This is a genomic window from Pseudocitrobacter faecalis, from assembly GCF_965231525.1.
In the GTDB taxonomy this organism is placed as follows: domain Bacteria; phylum Pseudomonadota; class Gammaproteobacteria; order Enterobacterales; family Enterobacteriaceae; genus Pseudocitrobacter; species Pseudocitrobacter faecalis.
The window spans coordinates 2,378,726-2,396,683 of sequence record NZ_CBDDNJ010000002.1 but is presented as its reverse complement, the minus strand read 5'-3'; the positions used below and the strand labels follow the sequence as shown (position 1 = coordinate 2,396,683).

Sequence of the window (17,958 nt, the reverse complement as noted above, 5' to 3'; positions counted from 1 at the left end):
TAAAAAAATGACGCAATTTGCTTTTGTGTTCCCTGGGCAGGGTTCTCAAACGGTTGGGATGTTGTCCGAATTAGCGGCAACTCACCCAATTATTGAAGAGACTTTCCGTGAAGCGTCTGACGCACTGGGTTATGATCTGTGGGCACTGACCCAACAGGGCCCGGCGGAAGAGTTGAACAAAACCTGGCAGACACAACCTGCGCTCCTGACCGCATCCGTTGCGCTGTACCGTTTGTGGCAGCAGCAGGGCGGTAAAGCGCCGGTTCTGATGGCTGGCCATAGCCTGGGTGAATATTCTGCGCTGGTTTGCGCTGGCGTCATTAATTTCGCTGATGCGGTTCGTTTGGTGGAACTGCGTGGCAAGTTTATGCAGGAAGCCGTGCCGGCAGGCACCGGCGGCATGTCCGCTATTATTGGCCTGGACGATGCGTCTATCGCCAAAGCCTGCGAAGAATCTGCCGAAGGGCAGGTGGTTTCTCCGGTGAACTTTAACTCGCCGGGCCAGGTGGTTATCGCCGGACACAAAGAAGCCGTTGAACGCGCGGGTGCTGCCTGTAAAGCCGCTGGCGCAAAACGTGCGTTGCCACTGCCGGTCAGCGTACCGTCTCACTGTGCGCTGATGAAGCCTGCTGCTGAGAAACTGGCCGTTGAGCTGGCAAAAATCACCTTCAACGCACCGCAGATCCCGGTCATCAACAACGTGGATGTGCAGTGTGAAACCGCGCCGGACGCCATTCGTGATGCCCTGATCCGCCAGCTGTACAGCCCGGTTCAGTGGACGAAGAGTGTAGAACTGATGGCCGCGAAAGGTGTTGAGCACCTGTATGAGGTTGGACCGGGTAAAGTCCTTACCGGCTTGACCAAACGTATTGTAGATACCCTGACGGCATCGGCGATCAACGAGCCGGAAGCCCTGTCAGCGGCACTTGCGCAATAAAAGAGGAACGCATGAGCTTTGAAGGAAAAATTGCCCTGGTGACAGGCGCAAGCCGCGGTATTGGCCGCGCAATCGCTGAAACTCTCGTCGCCCGCGGCGCGAAAGTTATCGGCACTGCGACCAGTGAAAACGGCGCGCAGGCGATTAGCGACTACCTGGGTGCGAACGGTAAAGGTCTGATGTTGAATGTGACCGACCCGGCATCTATCGAATCTGTTCTGGAAAATATTCGCGCAGAATTTGGCGAAGTGGACATTCTGGTCAATAATGCCGGGATTACACGTGATAACCTGTTAATGCGCATGAAAGACGATGAGTGGAACGATATCATCGAAACGAATCTTTCATCAGTTTTCCGTCTGTCAAAAGCAGTAATGCGCGCTATGATGAAAAAGCGTCACGGTCGTATTATTACTATCGGTTCTGTGGTTGGTACCATGGGAAATGCTGGTCAGGCTAACTACGCTGCGGCGAAAGCCGGTCTGATCGGTTTCAGTAAGTCGCTGGCGCGTGAAGTTGCGTCTCGCGGCATTACGGTGAACGTTGTTGCTCCGGGCTTTATTGAAACGGACATGACGCGTGCGCTGTCTGATGACCAGCGTGCGGGTATCCTGGCGCAGGTTCCTGCGGGTCGCCTCGGCGGCGCACAGGAAATCGCCAACGCGGTTGCATTCCTGGCATCCGACGAAGCAGCTTACATCACGGGTGAAACTTTGCATGTGAACGGCGGGATGTACATGGTCTGACCGCGATTTGCACAAAATGCTCAGGATGCGCGCAGTCTACGTAGTTCTGGGCATAATTAGTGCAAAATGATTTGCGTTATTGGGGGGTATGGCCTCAAAATAACGTAAAATCGTGGTAAGACCTGCCGGGATTTAGTTGCAAATTTTTCAACATTTTATACACTACGAAAACCATCGCGAAAGCGAGTTTTGATAGGAAATTTAAGAGTATGAGCACTATCGAAGAACGCGTTAAGAAAATTATCGGCGAACAGCTGGGCGTTAAGCAGGAAGAAGTTGTGAACTCCGCTTCCTTCGTTGAAGACCTGGGCGCAGATTCTCTTGACACCGTTGAGCTGGTAATGGCTCTGGAAGAAGAGTTTGATACTGAGATTCCGGACGAAGAAGCTGAGAAAATCACCACCGTTCAGGCTGCCATTGATTACATCAACGGTCACCAGGCGTAAGTGAACATCTCCAGGCGGTCACTCGACCGCCTGAGTTTTATCTTTTTATCCCAACGAATCTTATTTATTCCCTCCCTGGAGGACAACCGTGTCTAAGCGTCGTGTAGTTGTGACCGGACTGGGCATGTTGTCTCCTGTCGGCAATACCGTAGAGTCTACCTGGAAAGCTCTCCTTGCCGGTCAGAGTGGCATCAGCCTGATCGACCATTTCGATACTAGCGCCTATGCAACGAAATTTGCTGGCTTAGTAAAGGATTTTAACTGTGATGACATTATCTCGCGCAAAGAACAGCGCAAGATGGATGCCTTCATTCAATATGGAATTGTCGCTGGCGTACAGGCCATGCAGGATTCTGGCCTTGAAGTGACGGAAGAGAACGCAACCCGCATCGGTGCCGCTATTGGTTCCGGTATCGGTGGTCTCGGCTTGATCGAAGAAAACCACAGTTCGCTGGTAAACGGCGGACCGCGTAAGATCAGCCCGTTCTTTGTTCCATCCACAATTGTTAATATGGTGGCCGGTCATCTGACCATCATGTTTGGTTTGCGTGGGCCAAGTATCTCTATCGCAACGGCTTGTACTTCAGGCGTACATAACATCGGCCACGCTGCACGTATCATCGCCTATGGCGATGCAGACGCGATGGTGGCCGGTGGCGCAGAAAAAGCCAGTACTCCGCTCGGTGTGGGTGGCTTTGGCGCAGCGCGCGCACTCTCTACCCGCAATGACAACCCACAGGCAGCGAGCCGTCCGTGGGACAAAGAGCGTGATGGCTTCGTGCTGGGTGACGGTGCAGGTATGGTGGTACTCGAAGAGTACGAGCATGCGAAAAAACGCGGCGCGAAAATCTACGCTGAAGTTGTCGGCTTTGGTATGAGCAGCGATGCTTACCATATGACGTCGCCGCCGGAAGACGGCGCGGGCGCGGCGCTGGCGATGGTCAATGCACTGCGTGATGCGGCGCTTGAACCGGGCCAGATTGGCTACGTTAACGCACACGGCACATCAACGCCGGCGGGCGATAAAGCAGAAGCGCAGGCGGTGAAATCTGTCTTCGGTGATGCAGCCAGCCGCGTAATGGTGAGCTCAACGAAATCCATGACCGGTCACCTGTTAGGTGCGGCGGGTGCGGTAGAATCAATCTACTCTATCCTCGCACTGCGCGATCAGGCTGTACCGCCAACCATCAACCTGGATAACCCGGATGAAGGTTGCGATCTGGACTTTGTTCCTCACGAAGCCCGTCAGGTAAGCGGAATGGAATACACCCTGTGTAACTCCTTCGGCTTCGGCGGCACCAATGGTTCGTTGATCTTTAAAAAGATCTAATGCTGACGGCGGGTTTGCCCGCCGACGGTAAGACCGTTTAAGAAGGCCCGCTTTGCGGGTCTTTTTTTATCTTCAGTTTTCTCTGCTTGTCCTGTGCTATTCATCCTGCGACACTATCCGCCCACCGAAAAGGAGCGCCTTATGTTCTTGATTAACGGCCTGGAACAGGACACCCTCGCGGTCAACGACAGAGCAACACAGTTCGGCGACGGCTGCTTTACGACTGCCCGGATAGCACAGGGGGGCGTATCCTTTCTCTCTGCCCATCTCGCCCGCTTACATCTTGCCTGCCAGCGTTTAAACATCGTCTTCAATGACTGGACTCTCCTGCAAGACGAAATGCGTCAACTGGCGACTCAGCAACAGCAAGGCGTGCTGAAAGTCATTATCAGCCGCGGAGTGGGGGGCAGAGGCTACAGCGGTGCGGACTGTCTCGCTGCGACGCGAATTCTTGCTACCTCCTCGTCACCTGCCCATTACATGAACTGGCGCAGGGAAGGCATAACGTTAGCGCTGAGCCCGGTACGTCTCGGGCGCAATCCGTATCTCGCGGGTCTGAAGCATCTTAATCGGCTGGAACAGGTGCTGATCCGCTCTCATCTTGAGCAGACGGACGCCGAAGAGGCGCTGGTTCTTGACAGCGAAGGGTGGGTTACGGAATGCTGTGCGGCTAACTTGTTCTGGCGTAAGGGGCGAGATGTTTTCACGCCGCGCCTTGACCAGGCGGGCGTGAATGGAATTATGCGCCAGCATATTATTGCGCAGCTTGCCGAATCGCCTTATCAATTGATTGAGGTGGTCGCACTGCCGGAAGCGTTAGCCGATGCAGACGAAGTGTTAATCTGCAATGCGTTGATGCCGATAGTACCGGTGCAGCATTATGCCGGGCACGATTGGCCGTCACGCGAACTTTACCACTATTTAGCCCCACTTTGTGAGTTGTCTGATTAGCATGAAGAAATTGTTAGGCGTTATTTTGATACTGCTGGTAGTGATGGCTATCGCTGCGGGCATTGGCGCATGGAAAGTTCGTCAACTGGCGAACAGTACGCTGTTAATTAAGGAAGAGACCATTTTCTCCCTCAAAGCGGGAACCGGCCGCCTGGCGCTGGGCCAACAGCTTTACGGCGAAAAAATCATTAATCGTCCGCGCGTCTTTCAGTGGCTGCTGCGCCTTGAGCCCGAGCTCTCTCACTTCAAGGCCGGTACCTATCGCTTTACGCCATCCATGACCGTACGCGAAATGCTGCAATTGCTTGAGAGCGGTAAAGAGGCACAGTTTCCGCTGCGCTTCGTCGAAGGTATGCGGGTGAGTGACTATCTGCGTCAGCTACGCGAGGCGCCGTATGTAAAACATACGCTGGCCGATGACAGCTACGAAACCGTTGCAAAAGTGCTTGAGCTGGAACACCCGGATTGGGTGGAAGGCTGGCTGTGGCCGGATACCTGGATGTACACGGCCAATACCAGCGATGTGGCGATTCTCAAACGTGCGCACCAGAAAATGGTGGCCGAGGTCGATAAGGTCTGGGAAGGGCGTATGGAAGGGCTGCCGTATAAAGATAAGAACGAACTGGTGACGATGGCCTCAATTATTGAGAAAGAGACTGCCGTGGCTGAAGAGCGCGATCGTGTGGCCTCTGTCTTTATTAACCGCCTGCGTATCGGTATGCGCCTGCAAACCGACCCAACCGTGATTTACGGCATGGGAGAGCGTTATAATGGTAAATTGACGCGTAAAGATCTGGAAACGCCAACGGCTTACAATACTTATGTGATTGCTGGTATGCCGCCGGGGCCGATCGCGGCACCTGGGGAAGCGTCGCTGAACGCTGCGGCTCATCCGGCCAAAACGCCGTATCTCTATTTTGTTGCTGACGGAAAAGGCGGACACACCTTTAATACCAATCTGGTCAGCCATAACCGCTCAGTGCAGGACTATTTAAAAGCCCTTAAGGAAAAAAATGCGCAGTAACTATATCGTCATCGAAGGTCTGGAAGGCGCAGGGAAAACCACTGCACGCGATGTGGTGGTAAAAACCTTGCAGGAACTGGGCATCACGGATCTGGTTTTTACCCGTGAGCCGGGCGGGACTGTCCTTGCTGAAAAACTGCGTAGTCTGGTGCTGGATATCAAATCTGTCGGCGATGAAGTGATCACCGACAAAGCCGAAGTTTTAATGTTCTATGCCGCACGCGTACAACTGGTTGAGACGGTCATTAAACCGGCGCTGGCAAAGGGCGAGTGGGTGATTGGCGATCGCCACGATCTCTCCACCCAGGCGTATCAGGGCGGCGGACGCGGTATCGATCAACATATGCTGGCGACGTTGCGCAATGCAGTGCTGGGGGATTTCCGCCCGAACCTGACGCTTTATCTGGATGTTACGCCGGAAGTGGGCCTTAAGCGCGCCCGTGCGCGAGGCGATCTTGACCGTATTGAGCAGGAGTCGCTGAACTTCTTCAACCGTACCCGCGCGCGTTATCTTGAGCTGGCGGCGGCCGATGACAGCATTCGCACTATCGATGCGACGCAACCGCTGGAGCGGGTTATGAGCGACATCCGCCAAACGGTTATTGACTGGGTTGCGGAGCAGCAGGCATGAAATGGTATCCGTGGCTGCGTCCCGCTTTTGAACAGCTGATTACCAGCTATCAGGCCGTTCGGGGTCATCATGCGTTGCTGGTACAGGCGCGCGCTGGCATGGGCGATGAAGCACTGGTCTATGCCCTGACGCGTTACCTGATGTGCCAGCAGCCTGAGGGGCATAAAAGCTGCGGAAAATGCCATAGCTGTCAACTCATGCAGGCTGGTACGCATCCGGACTATTACGCGCTTGCGCCGGAAAAGGGCAAGAGCACGTTGGGTATTGATGCGGTGCGTGAGGTCAGCGAGAAGCTGTACGAGCATGCCCGCCTGGGCGGCGCTAAAGTGGTATGGATTGCCGATGCCGCGATCCTCACAGAAGCCGCCGCCAATGCGTTGCTGAAAACGCTGGAGGAGCCGCCGAAAAATACCTGGTTCTTCCTCGCCTGTCAGGAACCTGCGCGTTTGCTGGCAACCTTGCGCAGCCGTTGTCGTCTTTTCCATCTCGCCCCACCGTCTGAACAATACGGTTTAGCGTGGCTGGAACGTGAAGTGACAATGTCACAAAATGAACGGCTGGCGGCGTTACGCCTCAGTGCCGGCGCGCCTGCTGCGGCGCAAACGCTACTGTTGGAAGAGAACTGGACACCCCGGGCAAAACTGTGTCAGGGACTCTCTGCTACCCTTAGCAGCGGTGACTGGCTGGCACTGCTGCCGTTACTAAACCATGAAACGGTGGCCCAGCGTTTGCACTGGCTGGCATCGTTACTGTTGGACGCGCTCAAGCAACAGCAGGGGATTCGCACTATCGTGAACGTCGATTACGCCGCGTTAGTGCACCAGATTGCTCATGGGGTAACGGCCACGCGTCTTCAGGCTATCGTGGCGGATATCTGTACCTGTCGCGAACAGTTGCTGAACGTGACGGGCCTGAACCGCGAACTGATCCTCACCGAGCGCCTTCTGCGCTGGGAACATTACTTGCAACCTGGTGCGGTACTGCCGGTATCGCATCTCTAAGAGAGACATTATGTTTTTAGTCGACTCGCACTGCCATCTTGATGGCCTCGATTATGAAAAACTGCATAAAGATGTAGATGACGTGCTGGCCAAAGCCGCCGCACGCGATGTGAAATTTTGTCTGGCTGTCGCCACAACCTTACCGGGTTATCGCAGCATGCGCGATCTGGTCGGCCAGCGTCCTGATGTTGTTTTCTCCTGCGGCGTCCACCCTCTGAATCAGGATGAAGAGTACGATGTAGAAGAACTGCGCCGTCTGGCGGCAGAAGAGGGCGTGGTCGCTATGGGGGAGACCGGGCTCGACTATTATTACACGCCGGAAACGAAATCCCGCCAGCAGGTCTCTTTCCGCCAGCATATTCAGATTGGCCGCGAACTGAATAAACCTGTCATCGTGCATACACGCGACGCACGTGTTGATACGCTGGCGATTCTTCGCGAAGAAAAAGTGACGGATTGCGGTGGCGTACTACACTGTTTCACAGAAGACAGAGAAACCGCAGGTAAGTTGCTGGATATGGGGTTCTATATCTCTTTCTCCGGGATTGTCACCTTCCGGAATGCTGAACAACTGCGCGATGCCGCACGGTATGTGCCGTTGGATCGTCTGCTGGTTGAAACGGATTCGCCGTATCTGGCGCCAGTACCGCATCGCGGGAAAGAGAATCAGCCCGCGATGACGCGTGATGTTGCGGAGTACATGGCCGTTCTGAAGGGCGTTTCCGTCGAAGAACTGGCGCAGCAGACAACACAAAACTTTGCCCGTCTCTTCCATATTGAGCCCGCCCGCCTGCAACTTCCCTGATTTCACGGCTTATTTTAAAGCTCGTAATTAATAATCAAAGCGAGTAAAGTTCACCGCCATAAAAATGGCGGTGGATGGATTTTTTGTAACATTTGGCAATCAGTTATGTAAAGTTTCATAAGTATTTCATCTGTCGCTCATTGAAACGTGATAGCCGTCAAACAAAGTTCAGGGTATTTATTTTACTCTGTGTAATAAATAAAGGGCGCTTAGATGCCCGTTACATCGCGAGGTTACTCCCCCCTCGCTAATGCGTGAAAACGTAGAAAAAATACACAACATCATTCTTGTTGCGTCAGCAGGCACCGTAACTGCCGCTCACGCAGACGTAGCCCGAAAGGTGATGTGTAAAAGCACAAATACTCAGGAGCACTCTCAATTATGTTTAAGAATGCATTTGCTAACCTGCAAAAGGTCGGTAAATCACTGATGTTGCCAGTATCCGTACTGCCTATCGCAGGTATCCTGCTGGGCGTCGGTTCTGCAAACTTCAGCTGGCTGCCAGCCGTCGTTTCCCATGTTATGGCGGAAGCGGGCGGTTCCGTTTTTGCCAACATGCCGCTCATCTTCGCTATCGGTGTTGCACTGGGCTTCACCAATAACGACGGTGTTTCCGCTCTGGCTTCCGTTGTGGCCTACGGCATCATGGTAAAAACCATGGCTGTGGTTGCGCCGCTGGTTCTGCATCTCCCGGCTGAAGAAATCGCCGCGAAGCACCTGGCGGATACCGGTGTTCTCGGCGGTATTATCGCCGGTGCGATCGCCGCGTACATGTTCAACCGCTTCTACCGTATCAAGCTGCCTGAGTATCTGGGCTTCTTCGCCGGTAAACGTTTCGTTCCGATCATTTCTGGTCTGACCGCAATCTTTATGGGCATCGTGCTCTCCTTCATTTGGCCGCCGATTGGTACTGCTATCCAGACCTTCTCACAGTGGGCTGCTTACCAGAACCCGGTCGTGGCATTTGGTATTTACGGCTTCATCGAACGCTGCCTGGTGCCGTTCGGTTTGCACCACATCTGGAACGTACCTTTCCAGATGCAGATTGGTGAATTCACTAACGCAGCAGGCCAGGTGTTCCACGGTGATATCCCGCGTTACATGGCCGGTGACCCGACTGCGGGCAAACTGTCCGGTGGTTTCCTGTTCAAAATGTACGGCCTGCCGGCTGCGGCGATTGCTATCTGGCACTCTGCTAAACCGGAAAACCGTGCAAAAGTGGGCGGTATCATGATCTCCGCGGCGCTGACCTCGTTCCTGACCGGTATTACCGAGCCGATCGAGTTCTCCTTCATGTTCGTTGCGCCGATCCTGTATGTCATTCACGCGATTCTGGCTGGCCTGGCATTCCCGATCTGTATCCTGCTGGGTATGCGTGACGGTACGTCGTTCTCTCACGGCCTGATCGACTTTATCGTTCTGTCTGGTAACAGCAGCAAACTGTGGCTGTTCCCGATTGTCGGTATCTGCTATGCGATCGTTTACTACACCGTCTTCCGCGTGCTGATTAAAGCACTGGACCTGAAAACGCCGGGTCGTGAAGATGCATCCGAAGACAGCAAAGCTGGCGCGACCAGCGAAATGGCACCGGCTCTGGTGGCTGCTTTCGGCGGTAAAGAAAACATCACTAACCTTGATGCCTGCATCACCCGTCTGCGCGTTAGCGTGGCGGATGTCGCCAAAGTTGACCAGCCTGGGCTGAAGAAACTGGGCGCGGCAGGTGTGGTTGTTGCGGGTTCCGGCGTTCAGGCGATTTTCGGTACGAAATCCGATAACCTGAAAACCGAAATGGATGAATACATCCGCAATAACTAAGCTCGGTTGAGCGAAGTTGGGGAGAAGAAAAGGGGAGCCGAATGGCTCCCCTTTTTGCAACCTGAGGTTGCCTGATGCGCTGCGCTTATCAGGCCTACAGTTCAGTGAAGGGTAGGCCTGATATTGGGCATTACGCGATGGCGTTCTCTTCTAACTGGCGCATAAATTGCCGCACCCATTCCATCCGTGTTTTACGCTCGCTCAAGTCCTGGAAGAACTTCAGCCGCGTTGGGCCGTCCAGGCGAAAGTGCTGCGGCTGTTTCTGCAGCAGGCCAATCAACCAGCTCGGGTTCACATGGTTTTTCTCTGCGAACTCAATCACGCCGCCTTTCTCATTACCTTCCAGCTTCCGAATACCCAGCTTCTGCGCCAGTTGACGCAAACGCGCGATATCCAGCAGCGTTCGCGCCGCATCCGGTAACAGACCAAAGCGGTCAATCAGTTCCACTTTGATTTCATCCAGCTCGCTTTCACTTTTTGCACTGGCGATACGCTTATAGAAAGAGAGACGCGTATTGACGTCAGGAATGAAATCGTCCGGCAGCAGCGACGGCATACGCAGCTCAACTTCCGTTTGCTGGCTGGTGAGATCTTCCAGCGACGGCTCGCGGCCCTCTTTCAACGCATCGACGGCGTTTTCCAGCAGTTCCATATAGAGCGAGAAGCCAATGGTTTCCATTGAACCGCTCTGATCTTCACCAAGCAGTTCACCCGCGCCGCGAATTTCAAGGTCGTGGGTCGCCAGCGCAAACCCCGCGCCGAGATCTTCCAACGAAGCAATGGCTTCCAGACGTTTCTGCGCGTCGGTGGTCATCGCCTTTGGATGCGGTGTTAGCAGCCAGGCATAGGCCTGGTGATGCGAACGCCCCACGCGGCCACGCAACTGGTGCAGTTGCGCCAGACCGAAGTGATCCGCCCGTTCAATAATGATGGTATTGGCGGTGGGAATGTCGATCCCGGTCTCGATGATAGTGGTACACACCAGCACGTTAAACCGCTGGTGATGGAAATCGTTCATCACGCGTTCCAGTTCGCGTTCGCGCATCTGTCCATGGCCTATTGCGATACGCGCTTCTGGCACCAGTTCAGCCAGTTTATCCGCTGTTTTCTGGATGTTTTCAACGTCATTAAACAGGTAATAGACCTGACCACCGCGCAGAATTTCACGCAGAATGGCTTCACGCACCACCAGATTATCGTATTCACGCACGAAGGTTTTCACCGCCAGTCGACGCGCAGGCGGGGTGGCAATAATCGACAAATCACGCATGCCGCTCATCGCCATATTCAGCGTCCGCGGGATTGGCGTGGCGGTGAGCGTCAGGATATCCACGTCGGCGCGCATCGCTTTAATGCGTTCTTTGTGACGCACGCCGAAGCGGTGCTCTTCATCGACAATCAGCAACCCTAAATCTTTCAGCTTCACGTCGCTTTGCAGCAACTTGTGGGTGCCGATCAGAATGTCGATTTTACCGTCTGCCGCTTGCTCGAGAATTTGTGTCTGCTCTTTGGCACTACGGAAGCGAGAGAGCATTTCAATACGCACCGGCCAGTTGGCGAAGCGGTCACGGAAGTTATCGTAGTGCTGTTGCGCCAGCAGGGTGGTTGGAACCAGCACGGCCACCTGTTTGTTGTTTTCAACGGCAAGGAATGCGGCGCGCATCGCCACTTCGGTTTTACCAAAGCCAACGTCGCCGCACACCAGGCGGTCCATCGCCAGCGGCTGGCACATGTCGCTTAATACAGCATTAATGGCCTGCGCCTGATCCGGCGTGGTTTCGAACGGGAAGCTATCGCAGAAAAGCTGATACTGTTCACGATCGTGTTTAAAAGCAAAGCCTTCTTTCGCCGCGCGCTGGGCGTAAATATCAAGCAACTCTGCCGCGACATCGCGCACTTTCTCAGAGGCTTTCTGCCGCGCGCGTGCCCAGGCATCGCCGCCCAGTTTATGCAGCGGCGCGTTTTCTTCTGCACCGCCCGCGTAGCGGCTAATCAGGTGTAGCGAGGAGACCGGCACATAGAGTTTGGCCTCGTTGGCGTAGGTCAGCATCAGGTATTCACCTTTGATGCCGCCAGCCTCCAGGGTGGTCATCCCTGCGTAGCGCCCAACCCCGTGTTCCAGATGCACCACCGGCTGGCCGATATGGAGCTCGGCCAGGTTGCGGATTAAGGTATCAGGATTGATGGTGCGGCGGGAGTCCTGACGACGTCGTGCCACGCGCTCGCCCAGCAGATCGCTTTCGCAAATCAGCGCCCGGTTATTCTGCGTGTCGATAAACCCGTGCTCCGCCGCGCCAATCATCAGATAACGCCCGGTATCCGTCGCTTCATCCAGCCGCAGAATGCGTTTTGGTGACAACTTAATCCGCGCCAGCAGCTCACCTAACGCTTCACGACGTCCTTCACTCTCCACGGAGAAAATCACCGGGCCGGTAAACGATTCCAGGAAGCGGCGCAGGTTATCCAGCGGCGCTTTGTTTTGCGCCTGAATCGCCAGCTCTGGCAGTGGACGGAAGCCGAGGTTAGTATTGGCGGCTTTCTCCGCCAGATGCTCAGTTTTGAGCTGAATCCGCGGCCATTTTTTTAGCTCACCGTTGAGCTCGTCCGGGCGCAGCCACAGGCGTTCGGGCTCCAGTAACGGGCGCATCGGGTCAACGCCGCGATTCTCGAAGCGCGCCTGAGCATCCGCCTGGAAGCGCGTGGCGCTGGCATCGAGATCGCCGGTATTGACCAGCAGCGTATTGGCCGGGAAGTAGCTGAACAGCGGCGGCAGCGGTTCGCTAAAGAATAGCGGCTGCCAGTACTCAATCCCCGCAGGCAGCGTACCTTTGCTCACCTGTTGATAGATGTGCTCGGCATCGCGCTTCACATCGAATTTATCGCGCCACTGGCTGCGGAACAGTTCGATGGCGGTCTTATCGGTTGGGAATTCGTGTGCAGGCAGAAGATTAATGGAGTCGACTTCTTCCAGCGTGCGCTGGCTGTCCGGATCGAACACGCGCAGGCTGTCAATTTCATCATCGAAGAAATCGAGACGATATGGCTGCTCGCTGCCCATCGGGAAGAGATCGAGCAGCGCGCCGCGCGTAGCGTACTCGCCGTGCTCCATAACCTGATCCACGTGACGATAACCCGCGCTGTCGAGCTGCGCACGCAAGGCATCGCGTGACAGACGCTGCCCTTTTTTCATCATCAAGGCGTGGCCGTGCAGATAACTGTGCGGGCAAACACGCTGCATCAGCGTGCTTACGGGCACTATCAGCACGCCGCGCTGCATCATCGGCAATTGATAAAGCGTTGAAAGACGAGACGAAATAATATCCTGGTGCGGTGAAAAACTGTCGTAAGGCAGCGTTTCCCAGTCAGCAAGGTTCATCACCAGATTATCGGTAAACTGGCTGATTTCATCGTGCAATCGCAGGGCATTCTGCATATCCGGTGCAATCAGGATAACCGGGCCGGTATGACGTTCGGAAATCTCCGCGACCAGCGTGGCGCAGGCCGCACCGGTCAATTCCCCCAGTTGACGCTGATCGCCAGCTTTGGTGGGTAGGGCGTAACGGGCTAGTTCAGGCATAGCGGGGCACGTTCTCCAGAAACCGCAAAGTGACACGGTAAAAATATCAATTTATTACGCTTATTATCCGTGATGGCGGCGGGAGTGCAACTGCGGAAAATCGAGGTGAGTCAATGCCAGGCCCGAAAGCCTGGCGTGAGGGGTCAGGACGTCGCCAGCGCGCGTTTTGCCGGTGGGCTAAACAGCAGATCGTCCGTCAGGCGGCGCGAAATCTGGCGCACTAAAAGGCCAAACAACGTACACACGATCAGGCTTAGCAGCGGGTAAGTGAGCAGCAGCGCCAGTTCGCTGGTTGCCGTAAGCGCATGCCCGTTGACCTGTTTGATGAGTATCAGGCTTGCGCCTTCGACCAGAATACGGTGCGTGGTGTAGATGGCGATGGTGTTTGAACCTACAACGTTCAGCCAGTTATTTTCGCGCGGTTGAATCACGTGACTGGCTCGCCAGAACAGCTTCATGATGACGAAAATCGACAGCAGTGCCATCAGCAGCGGTATCCCTTTGAAGTAGAGTGATACGGCGGCGAGCGCGAAAACCAGAAGTGGAACAAATGCCTTGCGTGGTAGCGCTGTCGTTAGCCAGGCCATAATCGCCGTGCCGTACCATGCGCCCAGCGCATAATAGATAACGTTACGCATCACGCTGTTCATTCCCCACCACGGTAGCGGCAGGAAGTTGATTGCCACGCTGAGAAGGGCTAACGCGATGATGAGCGGCGCTTTCGCGCGTGCGAACAGTTTGCAGAAAACGAAGTAGACCACCAGCGCGTAGAGATACCACAGGCTGGTGCTGGCGGTCAGCATGCCATACAAAAACTCCCCGGGGTTATCAGCGTAGGCGGCGTTGGCGGCATTGCCAAGGTCGCGCTCCGGCGCCAGCCAGCTGTTTAACTGGCGTAGCGCCAGCCACTGCAACAGCCCCCACAGCGCCAACACGTAAACGATGTTCCAGATGCGCTTATCAACGCAGCCTTTCCACGGCACCTCGGCAACATAGCGCTGAATGAGAAAGCCCGAGATAAAGAAAAAGACCGGCATGCGGAACGGGGCGAGGTATAAATTAAAGTAGATCCAGCATTTTGAGAGCGTCTCTGACAAGGGATGCTGGAACGCAGAGAGATGCGGATAGAAGGTAATTACCGAGTGGTACACCACCACCAGGCAGATGCATAGCCCTTTTATCTGATTGATCCAGAGTGTCTTTTTTTGCATGTCGCCGTGCCTTTGTTGCCAAAAAATAAGGCGTTATCCTGAAGGCCATAAAAAAGGATGTAATGGGTAACAGTCTGTATTAAGACCATTTTCAGAAAAGGATCAGGTAACAGATAGCCCTTTATTTCCACGTTATTGTGGACATCAATCGTCTGTTTTATCTGCTAATCTGGAACCAGTTGCTTGATTTTTAGGAATATTTTAACCGGGCAATGACGAAAACTTACTGTTTCACTCATTTACGCTCTTTGCTTTCGCTTATATACTCATGCCTCTGCTATCAGCAAAGACGGATTACATGTATCAACCTGTCGCACTATTCATTGGCCTGCGTTACATGCGTGGGCGTGCAGCGGACCGCTTCGGTCGCTTTGTTTCCTGGCTGTCGACAATCGGCATTACGCTTGGCGTAATGGCGCTGGTCACCGTGCTTTCGGTGATGAACGGTTTTGAACGCGAGCTGCAAAACAACATTCTGGGGTTGATGCCCCAGGCCATCCTGACCGCTGAAAACGGTTCACTCAATCCCCAAACGCTGCCTGAGAAAGACGTTAAGCTTCAGGGCGTCACGCGGGTTGCACCGTTAACCACCGGCGATGTGGTGCTGCAAAGCGCGCGCAATGTCTCGGTTGGCGTGATGCTGGGGATTGATCCCGCCCAGAAAGATCCGCTGACGCCATATCTGGTCAACGTCAAACAGAGTGCGCTGGAAGCGGGCAAATACAACGTTATTCTTGGTGAACAGCTGGCGGGGCAACTGGGCGTTAATCGTGGCGACCAACTGCGCGTGATGGTGCCGTCGGCCAGTCAGTTTACGCCGATGGGCCGCGTTCCGAGCCAGCGTCTGTTTAATGTCATCGGCACCTTCGCCGCGAGCAGCGAAGTCGATGGTTACCAAATGCTGGTTAATATTCAGGACGCCTCGCGCTTGATGCGCTATCCGGCGGGGAATATCACCGGCTGGCGTCTGTGGCTTGATAAGCCGTTGCAGGTTGACACTCTTAGCCAGCAAACGCTGCCGGAAGGCACCAAATGGCAGGACTGGCGCGAGCGTAAAGGCGAGCTGTTCCAGGCCGTGCGCATGGAGAAAAACATGATGGGGCTGCTGCTGAGCCTGATCATCGCGGTGGCGGCCTTCAATATCATTACCTCTCTGGGGTTGATGGTGATGGAAAAGCAGGGCGAAGTCGCCATTCTGCAAACCCAGGGGCTGACACCACGTCAAATTCTGATGGTCTTTATGGTTCAGGGGGCGAGCGCAGGCGTGATTGGTGCGCTGCTTGGCGCCGTACTGGGCGTGTTGCTCGCCAGCCAGCTTAATAACTTAATGCCAGTTACCGGCGCGTTTCTCGATGGCGCGGCGCTGCCGGTAGCTATCGACCCGTTGCAGGTCATCGTGATTGCGCTGGTGGCGATGGCGCTGGCGTTACTCTCTACGCTTTATCCTTCCTGGCGCGCTGCCGCCACTCAACCCGCTGAGGCTTTACGTTATGAATAAGATCCTGTTGCAATGCGACAACCTGTGCAAACGCTATCAGGAAGGCTCTGTGCAAACCGACGTGCTGCACAATGTGAGCTTTAACGTAGGCGAAGGCGAGATGATGGCGATTGTCGGTAGCTCCGGCTCCGGTAAAAGTACGCTGCTGCACCTGCTGGGTGGGCTCGATACGCCGACCTCCGGTGATGTTATTTTCAGCGGTCAGCCGATGAGCAAGCTCTCTTCGGCGGCAAAAGCTGAGTTGCGTAACCAGAAGCTGGGCTTTATTTATCAGTTCCATCATCTGCTGCCCGATTTCACCGCGCTGGAAAATGTGGCGATGCCACTGCTTATTGGCAAGAAAAAATCGGCGGAAATCAACGCACGCGCCTTAGAGATGCTGAACGCCGTAGGGCTTGGACATCGTGCGCGTCATCGCCCGTCAGAACTTTCGGGTGGTGAGCGCCAGCGCGTGGCAATTGCCCGTGCGCTGGTTAACAACCCGCGTCTGGTGCTGGCGGATGAACCGACCGGCAACCTGGATGCCAAAAACGCTGACAGCATATTTAAACTGCTGGGGGAATTGAATCAGTCGCAGGGAACGGCGTTTCTGGTGGTTACCCATGACCTGCAACTGGCGAAACGTATGGGACGCCAGCTTGAGATGCGCGATGGCCGTCTTACCGATCAGTTATCCCTGATGGGAGCAGATTGATGGCTCCGTCTCTCTCTCTTCTCATTGGCCTGCGCTTTAGTCGTGGGCGACGCCGCAGCGGCATGGTGTCACTGATCTCCGTGATTTCCACCGTCGGTATCGCGCTGGGTGTCGCGGTATTGATCCTCGGTTTAAGCGCCATGAACGGCTTTGAACGCGAGCTGAACAACCGCGTACTGGCCGTGGTGCCGCACGGGCAAATTGAAGCGGTTAACCAGCCGTGGAGCAACTGGCGCACCATCCTGCCGCAGGTTGAAAAAGTGAACGGCATCGCGGCGGCGGCACCGTACATTACTTTCACCGGGCTGGTGGAAAGCGGTAGCAATATGCGCGCGATACAGGTGAAAGGTGTCGATCCTGCGCAGGAAAGCCGTTTAAGCGCGTTGCCGAAATTTGTGCAGGGCGAAAGCTGGAGCGACTTCAAGGCTGGTAGCCAGCAAATCATCATCGGCAAAGGCGTGGCGGATGCGCTGAAGGTGAAGCAGGGCGACTGGCTGACCATCATGATCCCGAATGCCAACGCGGAACATAAGTTGCTGCAACCTAAACGCATTCGTCTGCATGTCTCCGGCATTTTGCAGCTTAGCGGCCAGCTCGATCATAGCTTTGCCATGATTCCACTGCAGGATGCTCAGCAGTATCTGGAAATGGGTGACAGTGTCACGGGCATCGCCATTAAAGTTAACGATGTCTTTAACGCCAATAAACTGGTGCGTTCGGCAGGGGAAGTGACCAACAGCTATGTCACGATTCAGAGCTGGATTGGCACCTACGGCTATATGTACCGCGATATCCAAATGATCCGCGCGATTATGTATCTGGCAATGGTGCTGGTGATCGGCGTGGCGTGCTTTAACATCGTCTCGACATTGGTGATGGCGGTGAAAGATAAAAGTAGCGATATTGCGGTGCTGCGCACATTGGGCGCAAAAGACGGGCTGATCCGCGCGATTTTCGTGTGGTATGGTTTACTCGCTGGCCTGCTGGGCAGCCTTCTCGGTGTGGTGATTGGCGTGCTGTGCGCGCTGAATCTGACGCCGATTATTAAGTGGATTGAAGGCGTTACGCGCCATAAATTTTTGTCTGGTGATATCTATTTTATTGACTTCCTGCCGTCTGAACTTCACTGGCTGGATGTCTTTTATGTGCTGGTCACCGCACTGCTGCTGAGTTTGCTGGCGAGCTGGTATCCGGCTCGCCGCGCCAGCCGTATCGACCCGGCGAGGGTGCTGAGTGGCCAGTAATTTAACGTCCTGACGGTGCAGTTTTGCCGCTGCGCGCGTCAGTAAGAG

At 54.7% G+C, this 17,958-nt stretch carries 15 protein-coding genes; 13 read left to right on the top strand and 2 right to left on the bottom strand.

The genetic code is table 11. The features are described 5' to 3' along the window. The first annotated feature begins 7 nt into the window (after positions 1–7). From fabD to ptsG, 10 genes are all read left to right on the top strand, one after another. Positions 8–937, top strand: a complete 930-nt coding sequence (gene fabD / locus ACOXYR_RS12075) for an ACP S-malonyltransferase (RefSeq protein ID WP_108475732.1) — start codon at positions 8–10, stop codon at positions 935–937. A gap of 11 nt (positions 938–948) precedes the next feature. Continuing rightward, positions 949–1,683 carry a 3-oxoacyl-ACP reductase FabG gene (gene fabG / locus ACOXYR_RS12070; protein ID WP_108475731.1) on the top strand — a complete coding sequence of 245 codons (735 nt, stop codon included), beginning with the start codon at positions 949–951 and terminating at the stop codon, positions 1,681–1,683. 209 nt (positions 1,684–1,892) lie between these two features. Continuing rightward, positions 1,893–2,129 carry an acyl carrier protein gene (gene acpP / locus ACOXYR_RS12065; RefSeq protein ID WP_003857954.1) on the top strand — a complete coding sequence of 79 codons (237 nt, stop codon included), beginning with the start codon at positions 1,893–1,895 and terminating at the stop codon, positions 2,127–2,129. An 88-nt stretch (positions 2,130–2,217) separates the two neighbouring features. Further along, a complete protein-coding gene (fabF, locus tag ACOXYR_RS12060) occupies positions 2,218–3,459 on the top strand; it encodes a beta-ketoacyl-ACP synthase II (RefSeq protein WP_108475730.1) in 1,242 nt (413 codons plus the stop codon). Positions 3,460–3,600: 141 nt separating this feature from the next. Continuing rightward, entirely contained in the window at positions 3,601–4,410 is an 810-nt protein-coding gene (gene pabC, locus ACOXYR_RS12055) for an aminodeoxychorismate lyase (protein WP_421355230.1), read from the top strand. 1 nt (position 4,411) lies between these two features. After that, complete coding sequence (yceG, locus tag ACOXYR_RS12050) at positions 4,412–5,434, top strand: cell division protein YceG (RefSeq protein ID WP_113858605.1); 1,023 nt, start codon at positions 4,412–4,414, stop codon at positions 5,432–5,434. Beyond that, positions 5,424–6,065, top strand: a complete 642-nt coding sequence (tmk, locus tag ACOXYR_RS12045) for a dTMP kinase (protein WP_421355229.1) — start codon at positions 5,424–5,426, stop codon at positions 6,063–6,065. Before yceG ends, tmk begins: the two co-directional genes overlap by 11 nt. Next, positions 6,062–7,066, top strand: a complete 1,005-nt coding sequence (holB, locus tag ACOXYR_RS12040) for a DNA polymerase III subunit delta' (protein ID WP_421355228.1) — start codon at positions 6,062–6,064, stop codon at positions 7,064–7,066. Before tmk ends, holB begins: the two co-directional genes overlap by 4 nt. 10 nt (positions 7,067–7,076) lie before the next feature. After that, entirely contained in the window at positions 7,077–7,871 is a 795-nt protein-coding gene (locus tag ACOXYR_RS12035) for a metal-dependent hydrolase (protein WP_421355227.1), read from the top strand. Between the two features lie 381 nt (positions 7,872–8,252). After that, positions 8,253–9,686: a PTS glucose transporter subunit IIBC gene (gene ptsG / locus ACOXYR_RS12030; protein ID WP_108475724.1), complete on the top strand. Its 1,434-nt coding sequence runs from the start codon at positions 8,253–8,255 to the stop codon at positions 9,684–9,686. A gap of 130 nt (positions 9,687–9,816) precedes the next feature. Here the strand turns inward: ptsG and mfd are convergent, their stop codons facing one another. Both mfd and ACOXYR_RS12020 read right to left on the bottom strand, forming a co-directional pair. Then, on the bottom strand, positions 9,817–13,263 hold the full coding sequence (gene mfd, locus ACOXYR_RS12025) for a transcription-repair coupling factor (protein WP_421355226.1): 3,447 nt from the start codon (positions 13,261–13,263) through the stop codon (positions 9,817–9,819). 143 nt (positions 13,264–13,406) lie between these two features. Beyond that, positions 13,407–14,474, bottom strand: a complete 1,068-nt coding sequence (locus ACOXYR_RS12020) for an acyltransferase family protein (protein WP_421355225.1) — start codon at positions 14,472–14,474, stop codon at positions 13,407–13,409. Between the two features lie 298 nt (positions 14,475–14,772). Between ACOXYR_RS12020 and lolC the strand changes: the two genes are divergently transcribed. Genes lolC through lolE form a run of 3 tightly spaced genes read left to right on the top strand, consistent with a single transcriptional unit; the run spans position 14,773 to position 17,910 of the window. Further along, positions 14,773–15,972, top strand: a complete 1,200-nt coding sequence (lolC, locus tag ACOXYR_RS12015) for a lipoprotein-releasing ABC transporter permease subunit LolC (protein ID WP_421355224.1) — start codon at positions 14,773–14,775, stop codon at positions 15,970–15,972. Beyond that, entirely contained in the window at positions 15,965–16,666 is a 702-nt protein-coding gene (gene lolD / locus ACOXYR_RS12010) for a lipoprotein-releasing ABC transporter ATP-binding protein LolD (RefSeq protein WP_108475720.1), read from the top strand. Before lolC ends, lolD begins: the two co-directional genes overlap by 8 nt. Continuing rightward, positions 16,666–17,910, top strand: a complete 1,245-nt coding sequence (gene lolE, locus ACOXYR_RS12005) for a lipoprotein-releasing ABC transporter permease subunit LolE (protein WP_108475719.1) — start codon at positions 16,666–16,668, stop codon at positions 17,908–17,910. The genes lolD and lolE overlap by 1 nt, the downstream gene beginning before the upstream one ends. Positions 17,911–17,958: the final 48 nt, after the last annotated feature.